The 20526-nt window shown below is 60.1% G+C and carries 22 protein-coding genes; 14 read left to right on the top strand and 8 right to left on the bottom strand.

Annotation, left to right across the window (positions count from 1 at the left end; genetic code table 11):
• Positions 1-30: 30 nt before the first annotated feature.
• Positions 31-252: a PA3496 family putative envelope integrity protein gene (locus tag R5M92_RS15550; protein ID WP_346796874.1), complete on the top strand. Its 222-nt coding sequence runs from the start codon at positions 31-33 to the stop codon at positions 250-252.
• 132 nt (positions 253-384) lie between these two features.
• On the opposite strand, the gene R5M92_RS15545 is transcribed toward R5M92_RS15550, so the two are convergent.
• Entirely contained in the window at positions 385-1728 is a 1344-nt protein-coding gene (locus R5M92_RS15545) for a sodium-dependent transporter (RefSeq protein ID WP_346796873.1), read from the bottom strand.
• Between the two features lie 195 nt (positions 1729-1923).
• A complete protein-coding gene (locus R5M92_RS15540) occupies positions 1924-2778 on the bottom strand; it encodes a DUF72 domain-containing protein (protein ID WP_346796872.1) in 855 nt (284 codons plus the stop codon).
• A 98-nt stretch (positions 2779-2876) separates the two neighbouring features.
• Here R5M92_RS15540 and R5M92_RS15535 point away from each other — a divergent pair, with 98 nt between their 5' ends.
• From R5M92_RS15535 to aroQ, 3 genes are read left to right on the top strand one after another with little or no spacing between them, the layout of a single operon-like run.
• On the top strand, positions 2877-3266 hold the full coding sequence (locus tag R5M92_RS15535; protein WP_346796871.1) for a fluoride efflux transporter FluC: 390 nt from the start codon (positions 2877-2879) through the stop codon (positions 3264-3266).
• A 53-nt stretch (positions 3267-3319) separates the two neighbouring features.
• Positions 3320-3739 carry a fluoride efflux transporter CrcB gene (crcB, locus tag R5M92_RS15530; protein ID WP_346796870.1) on the top strand — a complete coding sequence of 140 codons (420 nt, stop codon included), beginning with the start codon at positions 3320-3322 and terminating at the stop codon, positions 3737-3739.
• Positions 3739-4191 carry a type II 3-dehydroquinate dehydratase gene (gene aroQ / locus R5M92_RS15525; protein ID WP_346796869.1) on the top strand — a complete coding sequence of 151 codons (453 nt, stop codon included), beginning with the start codon at positions 3739-3741 and terminating at the stop codon, positions 4189-4191. The genes crcB and aroQ overlap by 1 nt, the downstream gene beginning before the upstream one ends.
• 58 nt (positions 4192-4249) lie before the next feature.
• Here the strand turns inward: aroQ and R5M92_RS15520 are convergent, their stop codons facing one another.
• Positions 4250-5029, bottom strand: coding sequence for an IclR family transcriptional regulator domain-containing protein (locus R5M92_RS15520; RefSeq protein WP_346796868.1), 780 nt, complete (start codon positions 5027-5029; stop codon positions 4250-4252).
• Between the two features lie 249 nt (positions 5030-5278).
• On the opposite strand from R5M92_RS15520, the gene R5M92_RS15515 reads away from it, so the two are divergent.
• From R5M92_RS15515 to R5M92_RS15500, 4 genes are all read left to right on the top strand, one after another.
• Positions 5279-6265 (top strand): tripartite tricarboxylate transporter substrate binding protein, encoded by a 987-nt coding sequence (locus R5M92_RS15515; RefSeq protein ID WP_346796867.1) that lies wholly within the window; start codon positions 5279-5281, stop codon positions 6263-6265.
• Between the two features lie 77 nt (positions 6266-6342).
• Complete coding sequence (locus R5M92_RS15510) at positions 6343-6849, top strand: tripartite tricarboxylate transporter TctB family protein (protein ID WP_346796866.1); 507 nt, start codon at positions 6343-6345, stop codon at positions 6847-6849.
• A gap of 67 nt (positions 6850-6916) precedes the next feature.
• Complete coding sequence (locus R5M92_RS15505) at positions 6917-8419, top strand: tripartite tricarboxylate transporter permease (RefSeq protein WP_346796865.1); 1503 nt, start codon at positions 6917-6919, stop codon at positions 8417-8419.
• Positions 8420-8438: 19 nt separating this feature from the next.
• On the top strand, positions 8439-9665 hold the full coding sequence (locus R5M92_RS15500) for a CaiB/BaiF CoA-transferase family protein (protein ID WP_346796864.1): 1227 nt from the start codon (positions 8439-8441) through the stop codon (positions 9663-9665).
• Between the two features lie 49 nt (positions 9666-9714).
• Here the strand turns inward: R5M92_RS15500 and R5M92_RS15495 are convergent, their stop codons facing one another.
• The 4 genes from R5M92_RS15495 to R5M92_RS15480 form a co-directional block, all read right to left on the bottom strand.
• A complete protein-coding gene (locus tag R5M92_RS15495) occupies positions 9715-10473 on the bottom strand; it encodes an SDR family NAD(P)-dependent oxidoreductase (RefSeq protein ID WP_346796863.1) in 759 nt (252 codons plus the stop codon).
• A gap of 87 nt (positions 10474-10560) precedes the next feature.
• Positions 10561-10851 carry a muconolactone Delta-isomerase gene (gene catC / locus R5M92_RS15490; RefSeq protein WP_346796862.1) on the bottom strand — a complete coding sequence of 97 codons (291 nt, stop codon included), beginning with the start codon at positions 10849-10851 and terminating at the stop codon, positions 10561-10563.
• A 21-nt stretch (positions 10852-10872) separates the two neighbouring features.
• Complete coding sequence (locus R5M92_RS15485) at positions 10873-11169, bottom strand: YciI family protein (RefSeq protein WP_346796861.1); 297 nt, start codon at positions 11167-11169, stop codon at positions 10873-10875.
• A 27-nt stretch (positions 11170-11196) separates the two neighbouring features.
• Positions 11197-12531 (bottom strand): short-chain fatty acid transporter, encoded by a 1335-nt coding sequence (locus R5M92_RS15480; protein ID WP_346796860.1) that lies wholly within the window; start codon positions 12529-12531, stop codon positions 11197-11199.
• Between the two features lie 172 nt (positions 12532-12703).
• Here R5M92_RS15480 and R5M92_RS15475 point away from each other — a divergent pair, with 172 nt between their 5' ends.
• The 6 genes from R5M92_RS15475 to R5M92_RS15450 all read left to right on the top strand — a co-directional run bounded on the left by R5M92_RS15475 (position 12704) and on the right by R5M92_RS15450 (position 18576).
• Positions 12704-13609 (top strand): 3-hydroxyacyl-CoA dehydrogenase NAD-binding domain-containing protein, encoded by a 906-nt coding sequence (locus R5M92_RS15475; RefSeq protein WP_346796859.1) that lies wholly within the window; start codon positions 12704-12706, stop codon positions 13607-13609.
• Positions 13606-14634, top strand: a complete 1029-nt coding sequence (locus R5M92_RS15470) for a cyclase family protein (RefSeq protein WP_346796858.1) — start codon at positions 13606-13608, stop codon at positions 14632-14634. Before R5M92_RS15475 ends, R5M92_RS15470 begins: the two co-directional genes overlap by 4 nt.
• A gap of 280 nt (positions 14635-14914) precedes the next feature.
• On the top strand, positions 14915-15733 hold the full coding sequence (locus tag R5M92_RS15465) for a CoA transferase subunit A (RefSeq protein ID WP_346796857.1): 819 nt from the start codon (positions 14915-14917) through the stop codon (positions 15731-15733).
• 5 nt (positions 15734-15738) lie between these two features.
• On the top strand, positions 15739-16506 hold the full coding sequence (locus tag R5M92_RS15460) for a CoA-transferase subunit beta (protein ID WP_346799403.1): 768 nt from the start codon (positions 15739-15741) through the stop codon (positions 16504-16506).
• 11 nt (positions 16507-16517) lie between these two features.
• Entirely contained in the window at positions 16518-17735 is a 1218-nt protein-coding gene (gene pcaF / locus R5M92_RS15455) for a 3-oxoadipyl-CoA thiolase (protein WP_346796856.1), read from the top strand.
• Positions 17736-17748: 13 nt separating this feature from the next.
• Positions 17749-18576, top strand: a complete 828-nt coding sequence (locus R5M92_RS15450; protein ID WP_346796855.1) for an alpha/beta fold hydrolase — start codon at positions 17749-17751, stop codon at positions 18574-18576.
• Positions 18577-18623: 47 nt separating this feature from the next.
• Here the strand turns inward: R5M92_RS15450 and R5M92_RS15445 are convergent, their stop codons facing one another.
• Positions 18624-20324, bottom strand: a complete 1701-nt coding sequence (locus tag R5M92_RS15445; RefSeq protein ID WP_346796854.1) for a methyl-accepting chemotaxis protein — start codon at positions 20322-20324, stop codon at positions 18624-18626.
• Between the last annotated feature and the right edge of the window lie 202 nt (positions 20325-20526).

Raw genomic sequence — 20526 nt, 5'->3', positions numbered from 1 at the left:
AGGCATATTCTGCTGGAGGAAACGTCGATCATGCGAAACGTCGAACGAATCACTTCATTCAAGAGCGAGCTACTGGACATCTTCATGAGCATGGAAGTGGATGAGCACGCCCAGCGCAGGCGTAGCGCCGCGCAGCGTAGCCTGCGGGCCCGCCGGGGGATCGAGCTGCATCGGGAGTTTCAACAGTTGTCCCGGGCCATCTCTGCGTTGCCGGAGGAAGAGGAAGATAAGCTGGAAGGCGAACTGCACTGACCTTCACGCTCACTATCCACCGACTGTCGACTCGTACTTAAGTTGACTCGTGCTTAAGTTATAGGCGATTCGCATTGAACAAAGGGTCCCGCCACCGAATGGCGAGACCCTGTCTTGACGCGCAGTCGCGGCTTAGATCAAGCCGGCGACGAACACGGCTACTACCCCGATGGGGGCCACGAAACGAGCGATTACGTTCCATACACTGACGCCAGTGGCGGACAGGCCCAGCTCGGCTTCCACGCTTTCGCGCTTGAGACACCAGGCCACGAAGACGATAGCGCCCAGGCCGGTCAACGGCAGCAGGATCTTGCTGGTAAAGGTATCCAGCAGGTCGAAGATGTTGAGACCGACGATCGTGAAGTCAGCCCACACATTGAACGACAGCAAGGCGGCCACCCCCAGCAGCCAGACCGTGATCCCGCTCACCACGGTAGCCGTGACGCGAGGCATCGAGGTGCGCTCCTCCATCATTTCCACCACCGGTTCGAGCAGCGAGATGGCCGAGGTCAGGGCGGCGAATGTCAGCAGCAGGAAGAACATCAGGCCGAGCAGCGTGCCGCCGGTCATGTTGCCGAACGCCAGTGGCAGGGTGACGAAGATCAACCCCGGTCCTTCGCCGGCGCTCAAACCGTTGGCGAAGACGATGGGGAAGATCGCCAGGCCCGCCAGCAAGGCGATTGCGGTATCCAGAATGATGACCGTGCGTGCCGTACTCAGTAGGTTGACGTCTTCACCGAGGTAGGAGCCGTAGGCCATCATGATGCCCATGCCCAGCGACAGGGTGAAGAACGCCTGGCCCATGGCCGCCAGCACTACGCCGCCATTCAACGCGCTCCAGTCGGGCTGGAACATGAAGGCCAGCGCCTCGCCGAAGTGGCCGCTGGCAACGCCGTAACCGACCAGAATCAACAGCAGGATGATCAGGGCCGGCATCATCGAGCGTGCCGCGCTCTCCAGCCCCTTGGTCACGCCACGCGCCACGATGCCGATCACCAGCAGCATGAAGGCGCTATGCCACAGCAGCAGTGTAGTGGGGTCGCCCAGCATGCCGCCGAACAATTCGCTGACGCCATCGGCGTCTTGGCCGCTGAAGGTACCGATGACCGAACCCAGGGTGTAGTTGAGCGACCAGCCGCCGATCACACTGTAGAACGACAGGATCAGGAAGGCCGCCAGTACCCCGCTGGCGCCTACCAGGGCCCAAGCTGGGCTCTTGCCGTGCTGTCTTGCCAGATCCACCATGCTATTGATGGGGTTTTTCTGTCCTCTGCGGCCGATCATCCACTCCGCAACCAGTACCGGCATCCCGACCAGAGCCACACACGCCAGGTAGACCAGGACGAACGCTGCGCCCCCGCTATCCCCCACCAGGTAGGAAAAACGCCAGATATTCCCCAGTCCCACTGCCGAACCGGCAGCGGCCAGCACAAAGGTCATTCGTGAAGACCATTGCGCATGCGCTAGTTTCGCCATACATCACCTTTTTATTGGATAGACGTGTCGAGTTGAATTGTTTTGATTCATTGCGTGCCCTATACCGGCGACTTGCCCGGCAATGTTTGGGTCGTCGCTATTCGGAAAAGTGTCCACATGCTTACTATTTCCGAAGAGGAGGCAATTTATCCGATCAAAGGCGAGCATGCCAGCAGGTCGCACTGAAACAGTGCATTAAAACAGTTCGGATTGCTGCTCATCGGCGAAGGGGGGTAATGATGGCAGGTCAGCCGCCTTTGCCAGCGGTGGATAAAGGCTACGAGCCATGCGCGGAGCATCCCGGTTATCTGCGGTATGCACAAACAAGAAAGGGGTTTTCCCCTGATTTATCCACAGGTTTAGACGCGCTACCCACGGCTGGAAGTAGCGTTGATTAACGTCTTTGTCAATATGGCCAATGAAACGAATGATCGGCTGGTCTCCCGTGGAAAGCACGTGTAGCGGGAGTTTCGGCTTTTCCTGCTGAGCCTTGGCCATGCCCGGGTGGCCCTGGGGATCGGTGGAAAACAGTGGCCGTACATCCAACATGACGCGGTTGGCCCGATAAGTTATCAACAATCGGTTGAGAGCGGTTTCTGCCGTGCCCTTGTGGAAAAACTCGGGATGGCGTACCTCCACGGCACAGGGCAGCGCCTTCGGCCAGCTTGCCAGTAACGCTTCCAGCCTGGGTAGCTCGCGAGGGCCGAAATCCCGAGGCAGTTGCACCATGGTTGGCCCCAGGCGATCATGCAGCGGAGCCAGGGCGTCGAGGAAGCCCCAGGCGTCCTCCAATCGAGAGAGGCGCTGTTCGTGAGTGATTCGACTCGGCAGCTTGAAGCAGAAACGAAACTCAGACGGTGCCTGTCGTGCCCAGGATTGTAGGGTCTCCATGCGTGGAGCCCCGCTATAGAACGTCGTATTGCCTTCAACGGCGGTAAAGATGTGGGCGTACTCGCCCAGCAGATCGTGCCCCGCATGGGGCGGATACAGGCTACCGGCCCACTCCTGGTTGGCCCACATGGCCAGGCCGAGATACAGCGGCAAGGGCATTGCCCGGCTCCTTTCGTGTCGGTAACGATGCAATGTAGCACGCCGGTAACTTGCGGCGAGCATGGCGGGCCAAGAGCGAACACGGCAAGAGGGAAGTGATGATTGTAGCGAGCGGGTTGGGCTGGGTCATGCTGGGAGGTGCACTGGGCGGGGTGGCACGGGTGGCCGTCTCCAATACATTGGCAAGGTGGATCGGCACGGCCTTTCCCTGGGGCACACTTGTGGTCAATCTATCCGCCGCCTTCCTGATCGGTCTGGCGGCGGGAATTTTGCTGTCGCCGGACCTTTCCACCACTCCCCAGGCCTGGACACTGTTGGCCGCCGGCCTGCTGGGCGGTTATTCCACCGTCTCGTCGCTGAGCCTGCAGACGCTTTCACTGTGGCAAGAGGGGCGCCTCCTGGCGGCGATAAGCAACATGACGATTTCCTGCCTCGGTGGTATCGCCCTGGCTGCGGCGGGATGGTGGTTAGGTGGCCGGCTAGGGTGAGAACGAAAGGGTCAATGGCAGAGCGACATGGGAAGCGGGCCGGTGAATCGAAAGTGAATCGAGAAACAGTGGCGAACTATCTGGGGGTGGCGCTAGGCAGCGGCCTGGGCACGGGGGCACGTTATCTTGTCTCGCTTATCAGTCTGAGTGTCTTTGGACCCGCTTTCCCGTGGGGAACCTTGGCCGTCAACCTGGTGGGGTCGGCATTGATCGCCTGGTTTGCCACGCGTGCGTCGGCACTGCAATCGAGCTGGATCGCCCGCTGGCAACCATTTCTGATCGCCGGGTTTTGCGGCGGTTTTACCACCTTTTCCCTGTTCAGCCTTGAGACCCTACAATTGTGGCAGCAAAGCAATGGCTTGACGGCATTGGTGTATGCCGTCGGCAGCCCCTTGCTGTGGTTGGCGGCGGCATGGGCCGGCCAGCGCCTGGCCCGGCGCCAGATGACGTCAACGAGACTAGGAGAGAGTTAGTGGAAACGCGCAAGATACTCGTACTCAACGGCCCCAATCTCAATCTCTTGGGTACCCGACAACCGGAGCTCTACGGCCATGCCACCCTGGCCGATATCAACCAGCGCCTGGAAGAGAAAGCCACGGTGGCCGGCTGGGAGCTGGCCTGCTTGCAGAGCAACCATGAAGGTGAATTGATCGATGCCATTCATGCCGCGCGGCTCGACGGTACCCGGGCGATCATCATCAATCCCGCCGCCTACACCCATACGTCAGTGGCGTTGCTGGATGCCTTGCATACCTTCGAAGGCACCGTGTACGAAGTCCACATCTCCAACGTGCACAAGCGTGAAAGTTTCCGCCATCACTCCTATGTCTCGTTGCGTGCCGACGGAGTAATCGCCGGCCTGGGTGTCCAGGGCTATCAGGCCGCCCTGGACGCGATTCTTGCCGCCGGCCAGGGAAAGCCGTAGCGAATTGCCCACCATTAATACACCAATGAACGGATAATACATCAATGAACGTATCTGACTAATGCACCAATGAACGGATCTGACGGCTTTTGCGCTGCAATACCGGAAGGTAATCGCGCAATAGGGTCTCGAGGTCCACGCGAGCGGCGTTGGTGCTGATATTGATGGCGCCAAGCAACTTGCCGCTCGCATCGAAGGCGGGTACCGCCAGGGAGCGTAACCCGGGGTCCAGCTCCTGGTCGACCAGGGCATAGCCCTGCTGTCGCGCCGCCAGAATATGACGGCGCAACTCATCGGCCGACGTCACGGCCTTGTTGGTGTGACGCTCGAGGGTTACTTGGGCAAGGTACTGCTCCAGCTCCGCATCGGGCAGTTGTGCCAGCAGTACCCGCCCCATGGAGGTGTGGGCGGCCGGCAGGCGTGTGCCGACGGAGAGGGAAATCGCCATCAGGCGGTGCTTTGCCGCCGAACGTGCCACGTATATCACATCATTTCCATCCAATACTCCCAGCGACGAGGATTCGCCGATCTCGACGGTTATATCCTCAAGACATTGCTGGATGACGCCCTGATAGTTATTGGCCGACAGGAAGGCATAGCCGAGTTGCAGGACTCGCGGAGCGAGTTCGAATTGGCGTTGCTGCTTTCGGATGTAGCCGAGTGCATGCAAGGTCAGCAGAAAACGCCGTGCCTTGGCCCGGTTCATGCCCGTACGCGCCGCCACTTCGCTTAGCGTTAGCCGGGGGTGTGCATCGTCAAACGCCCTGATGACTTCGAGTCCGCTGGCCAGAGCCGTGACGAAATCACGGCTCTCGGGGCTTAGAACGTCGTCCTGCATGGTGACGTAACCTCTTCCTTTAAGTGCTATAAATAAGATGATAAAAACAATAACGCAGATTTGTTCGTTATGCGAACATTTGGTTGCTTGTTCAAGCGGATCTTCGCTTGGCGCAAGGCCATTTTTACCTGGGTACGACTAAAGTTGGGTTTTTGCCCAAGGGAAGATCACAGTAACCTGCTTCCATGTTTTGCGAATACATGTACGCATCGCGAACAAAGACCACAAAATACAACAGGATTCGATCTGATGAAAAAACTTCTCAACGCAACATGCATGGCCGCCTGCGGCAGCGCCCTGGCACTCGGCCTGACCGTTTCCTCCGCCAGCGCCGATGAATGGCCGACCGATGACGTTCGCCTGGTAGTTCCCTACGCACCGGGTGGCACCACCGATGTGCTGTCGCGTCGCGTCGCCGATCTTCTCCAGCAGGAGCTCGATGCCAACGTGGTCGTGGAAAATCGCCCGGGTGCGGGTTCCACCGTGGGTACCGGCCGTCTCGCTCGTGGTGGTCGCGATGCCGATCATACTGTTCTGATGGCATCACCAGGTCACACCATCGGTGCCGCGATCTACCCTGACCTGAGCTACGATCCGGTCGAGGATTTCGTCTTCCTGCAGAACATGATCGACATTCCCAACGTCATGGTGGTACCGGCGGACAGCCCTTACGAAAACGTCACTGAATTCGTCGAAGCGGCGAAAGAAGAGAACATGACGTTCAGCCACAGTGGCGTGGGCAGCTCCATCCACATGTCCGGCGAGCTGTTCAAGACATTGACCGACACCAACATGACGGCGGTACCATTTGCCGGCAGCGGCGCGGCGCTTCCTGCCCTGCTGGGTGGCGACGTGGATGTCTCGTTCGAGAACATGCCGACCGTGCTTTCGCATATCCGCTCGGGTGACCTGCGTGCCTTGGCCGTTACCTCCGCCGAGCGCTCCGAGTATCTGCCCGACGTTCCCACTCTGTCGGAAATCGGTGAGTACAATCTCGACCAGTTCGTCACCACCGCATGGTTCGGCCTGATTGCGCACAACTCCTTCCCGGAAGAAGCGCAAAGCGTCATGAAGGATGCCTTGGACAAGGTCATGGAGCGTGAAGAGTTCCTGGACTTCGCCGAGCAGCTGGGCGCCGAGCCGGGCCAAGTCGAAGGTGAAGAGTTCAAGCAATTCATCGCCGACGAAGTCGAGCGTTGGGAAGAAGTCGCCCAGCAGGCTGGCATCAGCCAGTGAGCTAGGTAGTCTCCCCATCAAGCACTGAGGCGAGGGCTTGCGCCCTCGCCTCTCTTGTTTTTCTGGAGAAGGCAGTAATGACTACCTCGGAATCCAAACGTAGGTTGAAGATTAAGGATACCGGCGACGTGATCGCGGGAATCGTCCTGCTGGGCTTTTCCCTTGTGCTGGTTTTTTACCTGGTGCCCAACTTCATAAACGAGCCGCCGATTCTGCAAAATCCGATGATGTCACCGCGGTGGCTGCCGGAGATCGTTGGTTGGTTGATCCTGCTGTTTTCCGTTCTCCTTATCTTCCAAGGGTTGCTGGTGGAAGGCGATACCGAGGCGGATGAACGAACCATCGAAAAAGGGTCGCCCCAGCGTTTCGTGATGATGGTGGTGGCGCTGGTGATCTATGTCGCCCTGTTCGAGACCTTGGGCGCTATAATCTGCGGAATTCTGGCAACGCTGGTGCTCTTCGTGGCACACCCCGTTCGCACGTGGTGGGTCTATAGTCTGGCGTTCCTGTTTCCCATCGTCGTGTCGCTCTTGTTTGTAGAGATCATGAACGTGCCGCTTCCGATGATGCCGTTCTGGTTCTGAATCGCTAACCACTGCTCTGGGTGAACCATTATTGGTTCGGGTGAACGACTCCTGTTCTGGGTGAACTATGGAAAACTTTTCGGAAGTCATACAGATATTCTTTAGCCTGGATAACTTCCTGGCGATCGCCATAGGTGTGGTAATCGGCGTGGTCGTCGGCTCCATCCCCGGGTTGACGGCGACCATGGCGGTGGCGCTGGCGCTGCCGTTCACCTTTTCCATGCAGCCGATTGCCGCTATTCTGCTGCTGGTGGGGATCTACAAGGGGGGAATGTATGGCGGTTCGATCACGGCCATACTGATACGGACCCCGGGCTCTCCCGCGTCTGCTTGCACGTTGCTGGACGGCTATCCCATGGCCCAGCAAGGTCATGCCAAGAAAGCACTGAAAACCGCGCTTTATTCCTCGGTTATCGCCGATTTCATCTCCAATATCGCGTTGATCTTCTTTGCCGCCTACCTGGCCAAGATCGCCCTAAACTTCGGGGCGCCGGAATTTTTCTGGCTGATCTGCTTCTCGCTCACCATCATCATTTCCCTGGCCAGCGGCTCCATGATCAAGGGCTTGATGGCCGCCTTGCTGGGTATACTGCTGTCCATGGTGGGGCTTGATGACGTCTTTGGCTCCCAGCGTCTCACCTTCGGCAACTACAACCTGATGGATAGCATTTCCTTCATCCCGTTGCTGATCGGCCTTTTCGCTATTCCTGAAATCATCGAGTTCTATCGCAAGAAGGCGGTTCCCCACTTCCAGACCAAGGCGAGTGGGGCGGGACTGGCCTTTTCCGAGCTCAAGCGTTGCTTGAAAAGCATTGTGCGCGGCAGCTTGATCGGGGTCATCATCGGCGCGATCCCGGGTACCGGGGCCACCGCCGCCGCGTTCATCTCCTACAGCGATGCTCGCCGGCGCTCGCCCAACAAGGCGAACTTCGGCAAGGGCGAAGTGGAGGGTGTGGCCGCCGCCGAGGCCGGCAACAATGGGGTGGCCGGGGCGACGATGATTCCCCTGCTCTCCCTGGGTATTCCGGGTGATGTCATCACGGCGATCATCCTCGGGGCGTTCATGGTGCATGGGCTGACGCCCGGTCCGGTCATGTTCCAGGAAAACCTGTCACTGATCTATGCGCTGTTCATGGGCATCATGTTCAGTTCCGTGGTGCTGCTGGTAGTGGGCAATGCGGCGATCAAGTATTTCTCGTTGATCGCCGATATTCCCAAGTCGATTCTTTTTCCCATCGTACTGATGTTCTGCGTCTACGGCGCTTATGCGGTCAACAACGACACCTTTGATATATGGGTGATGCTGGCTTTCGGGGTGCTGGGCTATGTCTTCAATCGTGCCGCCATTCCGGCAGCGCCGTTCTTGATCGGTTTCATCCTCGGCCCGATGTTCGAAGACAACCTGCGCCGCTCCCTGCTGATCGGTTCCAATGATCTGTCGATTTTCGTGCGCGGACCCATCACCTGGTTCTTCATCGCCCTGACGGTAGGCTCCATCGCCCTGGCGATTTACCGCTTTGTGTCATCGCGGCGTGAAGCGCGCAACGCTGACGAATCACAGCAAGTGTGACGACTACCGGAGAATTGCAATGGCGGGACCGCTGACAGGATTACGGGTGCTGGACTTGAGTCGCGTAATGGCAGGCCCGTGGTGTACGCAGATACTGGCCGACATGGGTGCCGAGGTGATCAAGATCGAGCACCCAACTCTTGGCGACGATACGCGCCACTGGGGTCCCCCTTGGTTGAAGGATAAGGAGGGCAAGGACACCCGGGAATCGGCCTACTACCTTTCCGCCAATCGCGGCAAGCACTCGGTGACGGTGGATATCGGCCAGCCGGAAGGGCAGGCGCTGGTTCGCGAGCTGGCGGCGGACAGTGACATTCTGGTGGAAAATTTCAAGAGCGGCGGCCTGGCGCGCAAGGGGCTCGATTACGCCACGCTGGAAGCTATCAACCCCGGCTTGATCTACTGCTCAATCACCGGTTTCGGCCAGACCGGGCCCATGGCCTCGATGGCCGGCTACGACTACCTGATCCAGGCGCAAGCGGGCTTGATGAGCATCACCGGGGCGGCAGACGGTGAGCCTGGCGCCGGGCCGCAGCGGGTGGGCATGGCGGTATCCGACCTGACCACCGGGATGAACGCCACCATCGCCATCCTCGGTGCGCTGCATCACCGCCACAGCACCGGGGAAGGGCAGTATATCGATATGGCCCTGCTCGACGTTCAGGTCAGCTGGCTGGCCAATCAGGCGCTCAACTATTTCTGCAGCGGCTCGCCACCGACCCGTACCGGTGAATACCATCCCAACCTGGTGCCGTACCAGCCGTTCCCGACGGCGGATGGAGAGAAAGTGATCATCGCCATCGGCAACGATGGCCAGTTCCAGCGCTTTTGCGAGGCGGTGGGACGCCCCGAGCTCGCGGCCGACCCTCGTTTCAGTACCAATCCCGAGCGGGTCAGACATCGGCTCGACCTGGTGCCGATCATGGTGGAGATCACCCGCACCCGTACCAGCCGCGAATGGATCGAGATGCTGGGCGCCATCAGCGTTCCCTGCGGGCCGATCCAGAATATCGCACAGGTATTCGACGACCCCCAAGTGCGGGCCCGGGGCATGAAAGTGGAACTGGAGACGGATAGTGGTGTGGTGCCCGGCGTGGCCAATCCTACCAAGTTCTCACGGACGCCCTTGGAGTACCGCAAGCCGCCCCCGCGCCTGGGCGAGGATACCGATAGCGTGCTGGAGCGCCTGCTTCACAAGGACGCTGCACAGATCAGCGCCCTGCGGCAAAAAGGTGTGGTGAAGTAAAAGCCTCGGCTAGGCGCCCCCGGCTAGGCGCCCCCGGCTAGGCATCCGCCTAGCCGACCGTGACACCGCCGCAGACGAAAAGAGTCTGTCCGGTGATGAAGCCGCTACGCTCATCGCAGAAGAAACTGATCGCCTGGGCCACGTCCTCGGGCTGGCCCATGCGCTTTAGCGGGATGTTGTCGATGATGCGCCGGGCGCGTTCGGAATCCGGTGGGTTGTTCTGCCAGAAGGCGCTGGTGGCGATGGGCCCGGGGGCGACGCAATTGACGGTAATGCCGTGTTGCGCCAGCTCCAGTGCCCAGGTCCTCGCCATGGACTGCAGCGCGCCCTTGGTGGCGCTGTAGATGGTGCGCGCTTCCTTGCCCAGTACCACGCGGCTGGTATTCAGCACGATACGCCCCATGCCGGAAGCTTTCATGGAGGGCAACAGAGCCTGGGTGCAGACCAGCGCCGAACGTACGTTCAGGTGCATCAACTTGTCGAAATCCTCGAGCTGCGCTTCTTCGATCAACGCCGGAGCGACGATGCCCACGTTATTGATCAACCGAGTCACCGTATGGTGCGCGGCGATCTCCTCCATCGCCCGCCGGGTGGCGTCGGCATCGGCCAGGTCGACCAGTCGCGCCTCCGCTTTTAGTGAGTCCGCTTCCGGCTCGACGATATCCACCACGATGACATGATAGCCATCCTGCTGCAGGCGCAGGGCGATGGCCTGGCCGATGTTTCTTGCACCACCGGTCACGACGGCACAATGGTCTTGAGTGCGGTGGTCTTGAGTACCGTTACTTTGAGCAGCGTCTTGGCTCATTCAGGTGTCCTCGTCATAGGCATATCAATTCACAGGGAACTGCAGAGAAGCGCCTCGCCGGTAAACGGCGAGGCGCTAGAGGCCGCTTTAGGTATCGTCATCGCGTACCGAGGAGGGGTGACGGCAGAGCGGTTTCACCTGGATATCCATGTAGGGGAACAGGGGTAAGCCGCTGATGAGTTCCTGGAGCTCGGCGTTGTCACTGACGTCGAAGATACTGACGTTGGCGTAGCTACCGGCGACCCGCCAGAGATGACGCCATTTGCCCTGACGTTGCAGCTCCTGCGAGTAGGCTTTTTCCTTCGCTTTAATTTCAGCGGCCTGCTCGGCCGGCATGTCCGGGGGCAGCTTCACCACCATTTCCACATGAAACAACATCGCGTTTCTCCATTGTGCTTGCTACAGGGTGTTCTTCCGGTTCAGGTAGGCCTGCCGCCAGCGCACGATCTTGACCTCGGCGAACAACGCCGCCTGGTGGAAGGGGTCGGCCTCGATGAAACGCTCGGCCTCCTCGCGGCTATCCAGATCGACCAGATAGATGCCGCCGGACGCCGTTTCGCCGTCATCGGAGAGTTTGGCGCCACAGGCCAGCAGGAGATGGACGTTGGCATCCAGGTACTCAAGGTGAGCTTGGCGTACCTCCAGGCGCAGGGCCTGACGGTCGGGCTTGTCGAAGGTCTCGATCAGAAAAGGCATGGGCAAATCTCCTGTTGATAAGCGTAATTAGGCGCCGAGGTAGCCCCAGATCAGCATGGCACTGCCGTAGATGATTCCCAGATAGATGAGGATCAGCACCATGTAGCCCATCACGTCGCGCAACTTCAAGCCCGAGATGGCCAGCACCGGGAGGATCCAGAACGGTTGGATCATGTTGCTCCACTGGTCGCCGATTTGAACCGCGAGCGCCGTGGCCGCCTGGGACGCGCCGATTTCCGTGGCGGCTTGCACCATGACCGGCCCTTGGACCGCCCACTGGCCGCCGCCGGACGGTGCCAGCAGGTTGATGATGGCGCCGCTGATGAACGACCAGATAGGCAGGGTTTGCGCACTGGAAATATCGACGAAGGTGTTGGCGAAGGACACCACCAGGCCCGAGCTCACCAGAATCCCCATGATCCCGGCGTAGAAAGGGTATTGCACGATGATACCGGAGACGATACGAATCCCGTCCGCCAATGCGGCCAGGTAATTGGCCGGCGAGGCAAACAGCAGTACCCCTAGGAACAGAAAGGCGAAATTGACGGTATTGAGGTTCAGCGAACCGCCATCCACGGCATATAGCGCGATATATAACATGCCCAGCAAGCCGATGCCGATGCCGACAACCCGGCTACGGTTCAAGCGCTCGGCGATGGTGATCTTGTCACCGCTGCCAAGGGGAGGTGCGGAAGGTTTTGCGACTGAGGACGGGTCGATTTCGACGACATCCTTGATGTCTTTGGGATGCAGCCAGGCATTGAAGAAGGGGAGAGTCAGAAGAATAAGCGCACTGGTGATCAACAGGATGGGCGAGAAAATCGTTTCGCTCAGCGGGATCAGTCCGATAGCGTCCTGAAGGAAATGCCCTTCAGTGGCGATCAGCAACGGCACACTTCCGGACAGGCCGATACCGTAGAGCGCGAAGCCCGAATACGCCGCGGCGATCACCAGCGGGTAGTGCAAGCCCTTCACGTTGAGCGCCAGCTTCTGAGCGACGATGCCGCCGATCACCAGACCGAACCCCCAGTTCAACCAGCTGCCGATTCCGCCCACCAGGGTAGCGACGACGATAGCCACGAACGGTGTCTTGACCCGCGCGGCGAGGCGATTGAGGGCGCCATCCACCAATGGCGTCTTGGCCAGGATGTAGCCCGCCAGGAGGATGACCGTCATCTGCATGCTGAAGGCCAGCAGGTCCCAGAACCCATCGCCCCAGTAGCGCACCGCATCCAACGGGCTGGTGCCTTGCATGAGCACCGCCAGAAGCATGGTGAGTACGGTCAGGAGAATGGCGATGACCAGCGGGTCGGGCATGTAGCGGTTGACTAACCGGGTGAAGAAATTTGCCAGCGCATTCATGGAAAGCGGCCTCATATTGTCGGCGTGTTTGTCGTTGTCTACTATGTACGCATAGCGTACATAAGTTCGTTTTATTGAGCCGATGGTTGACCCGCGAATGATTTTATTCAATGCGACATTTGTCTAGGTCCGCTTGAATAGAGCCCGGGCTAGGCGAAGGGAAGGAGAGCTAATGCAGGACGATTCATTGCAGGCCGTCGTGGTGGGTGCCGGCACCATGGGCACTACCCTGGCCAAGTTGATGGCGGCGCATAATGTCCAAGTCACCGTGGTGGATACCAATCCGCAGGTGCTGGATGCCAGCCGCCTGAGTATAGGAACCCATGCGGCCGCGATTCGCTTCACCACGGATTTGCAGTCGGCGGGGGCCCCTGATTTCGTCATCGAGAGCGTGACCGAGAACGTCGCGGTCAAGCGGAAGGTGGTGGCGCAAATCGAAGCCAGCGTGGCCGATACCACCGTCATCATGACCAATACTTCCGGTATTCCGATCGACGACATCGGCAGCGCTATGCGCCTGCCGCAGCGCTTTGTGGGAACGCATTTCTTCAACCCGGCGGATATCGTTCCCGCCGTGGAAGTGGTGCCCGGCAGCCACACCGAAGCGGCGGTAGTGGAAGAGGCGTGCCGCTGGCTCAAGCGGTTGGGGAAACGTCCGGCGGTACTCAATACCTGTGTGCCCGGTTTCGTCGCCAATCGGATCCAGCATGCGGTGATGCGCGAATGCCTCTCCCTGCTGGAAAAAGGGGTAGTCGAGGCCGAGGCGCTGGACGATATCGTGCAGTACTCCATCGGCATACGCATGGCGCTCAACGGCCCCTTGTGCCAGCGTGATCTCAACGGGCTGGATACTCACTTGAATATCGCCCGCTACCTCTATCCGGATCTCGAGGCACGCCAGGAGCCCGCGGCGCTTCTCGAAGAGTACGTCGCTCAAGGGCGTCTGGGGGCCAAGGCGGGACAAGGTTTCTACCGCTGGAGTGACGAGTCCCGTACGCAGCACCAGGCCAGGGAGCGGGAAAACCTGCAACGCATCATCGAAATCGCCGCGCAACACTCAAGGAGAGACGAGCCATGAACCAGCCGCGCTGGAAGAAACGTCCCGAGGGCAGCAACTGGGGTGAATTCGGTCCTGATGACCAGCTGGGTCGTGTCAACCTGATCGGGCCGGAACAGGTACTCAAGGGCGTCAAGGAAGTACATGAGGGAGTAACGTTCTGCTTGTCGCTACCCCTGGATATACCTGGCGGCAAGGTGCTGAATCCGCGCCGTTCACCGCCGAAGCTGACCCCGACGGCCCTGGGCGACGATCAGTACATCAACTTTCCCCTGGCCACTCATACTCCCGCGCTGCGTGACGTCATCAGTGATGATCAGGTCCAGCTGTCTTTGCAGTACTCCACCCAGTGGGACTCCCTGGCTCATGTGGGGGCTCTGTTCGATGGCGATGATGACGGTACGCCGGAGCGCCGCTATTACAACGGCTACCTGGCGGAGCAGGATGTGCTCGACCTGAGTGCGGAGACGGCCCAGCGACACGACTCCTATGCCGGGCGCCTGGGGATCGAGACGTTGGCGGCACATGGCATGCAGGGCCGGGCCGTATTGGTGGACCTGGTCCGGGTCTTCGGCGCGGGGAGAACGCTGATAGGTTACAAGGAGTTGATGGAGGCGCTGGAACAACTGAACGTGGTGGTGGAGCGTGGCGATATGCTGGTGTTGCGCACGGGGTTTGCCGAAGCACTACTGGACATGCAGGGCACGCCGCAGCCGGACGTGCTGAAAAACACCGGGGCGGTACTCGATGGCAGCGATCCGGCCCTGCTGGAGTGGATCACCGAGAGCGGTATCGCAGCGATCTGTGCCGATAACTACGCGGTGGAAAACCTGGATCGCGAGCTGGACGCGGACTGTTGCTCCAAGCTGCCCTTGCATCACCACTGCCTGTTCAAACTGGGATTGCCGCTGGCGGAGCTATGGTATCTGAAAGACCTGGCGGAGTGGCTGCATGACCGTGAGCGCAACCGGTTCTTGCTGACGGCACCGCCGCTGCGCCTGCCGGGGGCGATTGGTTCGCCGGTGACGCCGGTGGCGACGGTATAGCCTTCAAGACTTATACTTTCGTGGAAAGCTGTCTTCGCCCGTATCGTGGTCGTTCGGGATTTTACAAAGCAAATTACTGTTTTTAAAAGATTATTAATACTTTTTGTGTCTAGCTTCGCAGACGCCTGGCGATTTTGCTGATTTGACGGCTGGAAGCTTGAGGATTAGTTTGTTCGCATTACAAATCTATGTTCACTTTGCGAACAAAATCTTTCCCATAGCGTCATCGCCTATGGGAAGCCTGATCACAGTACGCTGCAACACCAGGAGACGAACCCCTATGGCCGAGTTCCTCAGCCTGCATGACGCCGTGGCGCGCTACGTCGAAGACGGCGCCACCGTGGCCATGGAAGGCTTTACCCACCTAATTCCGTTTGCCGCGGGTCACGAAGTGATCCGGCAGAAAAAGCGCGACCTGACGCTGATCCGTATGACTCCGGATATCATCTACGATCAAATGATCGGTGCGGGCTGCGCCAAGAAAGTGATCTTTTCCTGGGGTGGCAACCCCGGTGTCGGCTCGCTGCACCGTCTGCGCGATGCCGTCGAGAAAGGCTGGCCGCACAAGGTCGAAATTCTCGAGCATAGCCACGCGGCCATGGCCTGCGCCTTTGAAGCCGGGGCGGCGGGCTTGCCGCTGGCGGTGCTGCGCGGCTACGTGGGTAGCGAACTGCCCAGCGTCAATGACCAGATCAAGTTCATCGAATGCCCGTTCACCGGCGAGCGCCTTGCCGCGGTGCCGTCGGTTCGCCCGGATGTCTCGATCATTCACGCCCAACGGGCGGACCGCCAGGGCAACGTGCTGGTGGAAGGCATTGTCGGTGTGCAGAAAGAGGCGGTGCTGGCGGCCAAGCACAGCATCGTCACGGTGGAAGAGATCGTCGATGACCTCAATGCCCACCCCAACGCCTGCGTGATTCCCGGCTGGGCGATAAGCACCATTGCCGTGGCGGAGAAGGGCGCGCTGCCCTCCTACACTCATGGGTACTACGGCCGCAGCAACCGTTTCTATAAAGAATGGGACGCCATTGCCCGCGACCGTGACACGTTCACGGCCTGGCTCGACGAAAACATCTACAACGCAGGGGGGCAGTCCTGATGAGTATCGAATATACCTCCGCTGAAATGATGACCGTCACCGCGGCGCGGGCACTGGAAAACGGCACCACCTGCTTCGTGGGCATTGGCCTGCCGTCGGAGGCCGCCAACTTGGCGCGTCTGACTCACGCACCCGACGTGGTGCTGATCTATGAGTCCGGCACACTGCAGACCAAGCCCGAGATTCTGCCGCTCTCAATCGGCGATGGCGAACTGTGTGAATCGGCGCTGACCACCGTGGCGGTACCGGAAATGTTCCGCTACTGGCTGCAGGGCGGCAAGGTGGATGTGGGCTTTTTGGGGACCGCGCAGATCGACCGCTTCGCCAACCTCAACACTACGCTGATCGGCGATTACAAGGCCCCCAAGGTTCGCCTGCCGGGCGGCGGCGGGGCGCCGGAAATCGCCACCAACGCCGGTGAAGTGTTCATCACCCTGAAGCACTCCAAGCGGGCGTTCGTGAAAGACGTCGATTTCGTCACTACGCTAGGGTTCGGGCGCGACGGCAAAGGGCGCGATAACGTGCCCAATATCGGCAAGGGCCCCACGCGGGTGATCACCGACCTGTGCGTGATGAAGCCCGACCCCGAGACCAAGGAACTGGTCGTAGTATCGCTGCACCCCGGCGTCAGCCGTGAGGACGTGATTGATGCGACCGGTTGGGACATCCGTTTCGCCGAGCAACTGGAGAGTACTCCCGAGCCCAGCGAGAAGGAGCTGACAATCCTGCGCGAGTTGAAAGACCGCACCGAACGCGCCCACGCCGGCGAATAAGGAGTCATGTAATGAACGATGTCTATCTATGTCACCCGGTCCGTTCGGCGGTCGGCAAGTTCGGCGGCACGCTTGCGGGCATGCGCCCCGACGATCTCGCCGCGCGCATCTTCGAAGCGCTGCTGGCCCGCGCCCCGGGTCTCGATCCGGCCGGCATCGACGACGTGATCATGGGCTGCGCCAACCAGGCCGGCGAGGACAACCGCAACGTGGCGCGCATGTCGGCTTTACTTGCGGGCCTGCCGACCAGCGTGCCCGGCACCACCATCAACCGTCTGTGCGGTTCGAGCATGGACGCCATCGGCACCGCGGCGCGTGCGATACGCGCCGGTGAAGCCGAGTTAATGATCGCCGGCGGCGTGGAGTCGATGTCGCGGGCGCCCTACGTGCTGGGCAAGGCCGAGACCGCCTTCTCGCGTACCCAGACCCTGGAAGACACCACCATCGGCTGGCGTTTCATCAATCCCTTGCTGAGAAAGCAGTACGGGGTCGACTCGATGCCGGAAACGGCCGAGAACGTCGCCGAGCAGTTCAAGGTCTCCCGCGAAGACCAGGACCAGTTCGCTTTTGATTCGCAGGTCAAGACCAAGCGCGCCCAGGAAAGCGGCCGCCTGGCCCGCGAGATCGTGCCCATCGAGATTCCGCGTCGCAAACAGGAGCCGCTGGTTTTCGATACCGACGAGCATCCGCGGGAAACCACAATCGAAAAGCTCTCCAGCCTGCCTACACCATTCCGCGCTGCCGGTTCCAGCGTGATGGGCTCGGTGACCGCGGGTAATGCGTCCGGCGTCAACGACGGCGCGGCGGCGGTGATCGTCGCCAGCGAAGCGGCGGTGAAGCGCTATAACCTCACACCTATGGCGCGCATTCACGGTATGGCCACCGCCGGGGTCGAGCCGCGCATCATGGGCATCGGCCCGGTGCCGGCCTCGCAGAAGCTGCTCAAGCGTCTCGGCATAAGCCTCGACCAGCTCGACCATATCGAGCTCAACGAAGCCTTCGCCGCCCAGGCCCTGGCCTGCCTGCGCGAACTGGGTATCGACGACAACGACCCGCGGGTTAACCCCAACGGCGGTGCTATCGCCCTCGGCCATCCGCTGGGCATGTCGGGGGCGCGCATCATCACCAGCGCCATGCATGAGCTTGAGATCAAGCAGGGTCGCTATGCGCTGTGCACCATGTGTATCGGCGTCGGCCAAGGCATCGCCACGCTGATCGAACGGGTCTGACGGGAGAGTCTTTATGGCATTTCACTCGATCGGCGGCCGCAGCGTGGCCTACCGGCTACTCGGCGCGGAAGCTAACCCGCTGGTGATGCTGGCGCATCCGCTGGGCATGACCCAGGCGGTGTGGGATGACCTCCTCCCCGCGCTGTTGCCCCATTATCGGGTGCTGACCTGGGACCTACCCGGCCACGGTGCCAGCCAGGCGGTGAGCGGTGAACAGATCACACCCGCCGACTTGGCTCTCGAGGCCTTGGCGTTGGTGGGGCTTGCCGGTGCCGAGCGCTTTCACTTCGCCGGTACTTCGATTGGCGGCGTGGTCGGTCAGCAGTTGATTGCCGAGCATGGCGAGCGACTGCTTTCCGCCACGCTGACCAATACCGGCGCGGTGATCGGCAACCCGGACCTGTGGAATACCCGTGCCGACCGCGTGCGCCAGGAAGGGCTCGCGGCGATGGCGCAAGAGATCGTGCCGCGCTGGTTTGCCCCGGCGGCGTTTGAGCAAAGCCCCGCGCTCAAGCCCGGTTGGTGCATCCAAATGGGTCGTGGAGATGATGAATCCTACGCCCAGCTGTGTGAAATGCTCGGCCGCGATACCTTCACCGGCAAGCTCTCGGACAAGCGCGTCAACGTGCAGCTCCTCGGCGGCAGCAAGGATATGGCGACCCCGCCCGCGACGCTTGAAGCGCTCTCCGCCGAGCTTGATGGCGCGCCGCTGGAGATCCTCGACGGCGTGGGCCACGTGCCTTCGGTGGAGGCACCGACGCTATTCGCGCAAAAATTGTTGCAGGTAATAAGCGCAAGCGTGACCGGTAGGGTTAAAGAATCCGAGAGGTATAAGCCATAAAAATGGGGCGCATAAGCGCCCCATGATCGAACACTATGGTCAAGTGCTCAGAACTCGGCCCACTCCGCCTCGGCTTCCCTCTGAGGGGGTGAACGTTCCACGGTGGTCTTGGTGGTCAAAGGCGGAGACGCCTGGCGATTGGGTAATATCCCTGCTAAGGGTGCCGCCAGTGTATGGGACTGCTCATGCGATGAGAGCTTGAAGGTGGCCACGGCTGCTTCGAGCTGTGCAGCCTGTCCTTCGAGCGAAGCCGCCGCCGCCGAGGCCTGCTCGACCAGGGCGGAGTTCTGCTGAGTGACCTCGTCCATCTGCGATACGGCGGTATTGATCTGTTCGATACCCGAGCTCTGCTCCTGCGAGGCGGCGGAAATCTCGTCCATGATGTCGGTCACGCGATGCACCGAGGAGAGTATTTCCTGCATCGTGGCGCCAGCACTTTCAACCAGCGTCGAACCCTTGGCAATTTGCTCGCCCGAGGCTTCGATCAGGCGCTTGATCTCGCCCGCGGCTTCAGCACTTCGACTGGCCAGAGTGCGCACTTCGCTGGCGACGACCGCAAAGCCGCGCCCCTGCTCGCCGGCACGAGCCGCTTCGACCGAAGCATTGAGCGCCAGGATGTTGGTCTGGAAGGCGATGGAGTCAATGACGCTGATGATCTCGGTGACCTTGCGCGAGCTCTCCGTAATCCCGCCCATGGTATCGATGACCTCATTCACCACTTCGCCGCCCCGGCTGGCCGTGCTCGAGGCTTCCTTGGCCAGGCTACTGCCCTGGCGGGCATTCTCGGCATTCTGGCGCACGGTGGCGGTCAGTTGCTCCATGCTCGCGGCTGTCTCCTGCAGGGATGCCGCCTGCTCTTCGGTGCGCGAGGAAAGATCATTATTGCCGCTGGCAATTTCGCTGGCGCCGATATGGATCGAACCGCTGCTGTCACGCACGGAGGACACCGTCTGGGAAAGTCCGGACTGCATGTGCTGCATGGCGGTATACAGCTGGCCAATCTCGTTACGCCCGCGCTCAGCGATCGTGCGTGAGAGATCGCCCTTGGCAATCCGCTCGAAATGTTCCACTGCTTCTTGAAGCGGACGGATGATCAATCGCACCATACCCATCCGGACTGCGATAACGCAGGCGACGACCAGCAGCAGTACCGCCAGGCCGATGACGCTATAGCGTGCTATGGTATCGCGAAAACTCGCCATCAGGTCGACTCCGCGCTCGCTCGCGTAGGCCACGAAGGCCTGGTTGGCCTGGATGAATTCCTGATTGATTGCGTCACCTTCACGCTTGGCGGCTCGGTAAGCCCGCTCGTCACCCCGTTGCAACGCTGCCAGTTGAGGCTCGAGTCCCTGGGTCATCAAGCGCGAGAACACCGATTCGAGCGTATCGGCATAGGGCTGCCCCTGAGCTGACTTGGGCACGGCGGCGAACGCCGCAAAGCGCTGCTGGGCGGTAGCCAGGAACTGCTTGCTGGCTTCCAGGTACTGCCCGGCCAAGGCGGTATTTCCTTCATTAAGGGCATCGAGGTGATTGAGAAAGCCCAACTGCGTATCGGCAACGTTTACCTGGGCACGGTTGAGCTCACTCAACTGGCGAACGTTGATGGTATTAAGCTCATCGATGGCGTCGGCGGCCATGGTGCTCGACTGGTATCCCAGAAAAGCTACCACTGCGATCAGGACCGAGAAGATTCCTAATATAGTGGTCAAGCTGGCCTTGACCGACAAATTTTCAAGCAGACGTTTCATAGCGACCCTCTCTCAATCGGTGTACCTGTAGCCATTGATATTGTTATAGGCCAGGCGCTTGCCGGAACGACACGTCCGACAAATTAGTTATCGGCCGCGCGCCATCATGGAGGAGGGTGTGATCACAATAAAATAAGAAAATCTGATCCAGATCGTGTTGAAGGAAGTTAATTAGTAATTGGCTTGACTTTAATATGCAATA

Source organism: Halomonas sp. Bachu 37 (assembly GCF_039691755.1).
Taxonomy (GTDB): domain Bacteria; phylum Pseudomonadota; class Gammaproteobacteria; order Pseudomonadales; family Halomonadaceae; genus Vreelandella; species Vreelandella kashgarensis.
The sequence above is the reverse complement of the archived record's forward strand: the minus strand, read 5'-3'. Positions and strand labels throughout refer to the sequence as shown.

What these genes read in the sequence shown, in the direction of transcription:
- R5M92_RS15550 (WP_346796874.1), top strand. Translation starts at nt 31, where the DNA reads ATGCGAAACGTCGAACGAATCACTTCATTCAAGAGCGAGCTACTGGAC.
- R5M92_RS15545 (WP_346796873.1), bottom strand. Translation starts at nt 1,728, where the DNA reads ATGGCGAAACTAGCGCATGCGCAATGGTCTTCACGAATGACCTTTGTG.
- R5M92_RS15540 (WP_346796872.1), bottom strand. Translation starts at nt 2,778, where the DNA reads ATGCCCTTGCCGCTGTATCTCGGCCTGGCCATGTGGGCCAACCAGGAG.
- R5M92_RS15535 (WP_346796871.1), top strand. Translation starts at nt 2,877, where the DNA reads ATGATTGTAGCGAGCGGGTTGGGCTGGGTCATGCTGGGAGGTGCACTG.
- R5M92_RS15520 (WP_346796868.1), bottom strand. Translation starts at nt 5,029, where the DNA reads ATGCAGGACGACGTTCTAAGCCCCGAGAGCCGTGATTTCGTCACGGCT.
- R5M92_RS15515 (WP_346796867.1), top strand. Translation starts at nt 5,279, where the DNA reads ATGAAAAAACTTCTCAACGCAACATGCATGGCCGCCTGCGGCAGCGCC.
- R5M92_RS15510 (WP_346796866.1), top strand. Translation starts at nt 6,343, where the DNA reads ATGACTACCTCGGAATCCAAACGTAGGTTGAAGATTAAGGATACCGGC.
- R5M92_RS15505 (WP_346796865.1), top strand. Translation starts at nt 6,917, where the DNA reads ATGGAAAACTTTTCGGAAGTCATACAGATATTCTTTAGCCTGGATAAC.
- R5M92_RS15500 (WP_346796864.1), top strand. Translation starts at nt 8,439, where the DNA reads ATGGCGGGACCGCTGACAGGATTACGGGTGCTGGACTTGAGTCGCGTA.
- R5M92_RS15495 (WP_346796863.1), bottom strand. Translation starts at nt 10,473, where the DNA reads ATGAGCCAAGACGCTGCTCAAAGTAACGGTACTCAAGACCACCGCACT.
- catC (WP_346796862.1), bottom strand. Translation starts at nt 10,851, where the DNA reads ATGTTGTTTCATGTGGAAATGGTGGTGAAGCTGCCCCCGGACATGCCG.
- R5M92_RS15485 (WP_346796861.1), bottom strand. Translation starts at nt 11,169, where the DNA reads ATGCCTTTTCTGATCGAGACCTTCGACAAGCCCGACCGTCAGGCCCTG.
- R5M92_RS15480 (WP_346796860.1), bottom strand. Translation starts at nt 12,531, where the DNA reads ATGAATGCGCTGGCAAATTTCTTCACCCGGTTAGTCAACCGCTACATG.
- R5M92_RS15475 (WP_346796859.1), top strand. Translation starts at nt 12,704, where the DNA reads ATGCAGGACGATTCATTGCAGGCCGTCGTGGTGGGTGCCGGCACCATG.
- R5M92_RS15470 (WP_346796858.1), top strand. Translation starts at nt 13,606, where the DNA reads ATGAACCAGCCGCGCTGGAAGAAACGTCCCGAGGGCAGCAACTGGGGT.
- R5M92_RS15465 (WP_346796857.1), top strand. Translation starts at nt 14,915, where the DNA reads ATGGCCGAGTTCCTCAGCCTGCATGACGCCGTGGCGCGCTACGTCGAA.
- pcaF (WP_346796856.1), top strand. Translation starts at nt 16,518, where the DNA reads ATGAACGATGTCTATCTATGTCACCCGGTCCGTTCGGCGGTCGGCAAG.
- R5M92_RS15450 (WP_346796855.1), top strand. Translation starts at nt 17,749, where the DNA reads ATGGCATTTCACTCGATCGGCGGCCGCAGCGTGGCCTACCGGCTACTC.
- R5M92_RS15445 (WP_346796854.1), bottom strand. Translation starts at nt 20,324, where the DNA reads ATGAAACGTCTGCTTGAAAATTTGTCGGTCAAGGCCAGCTTGACCACT.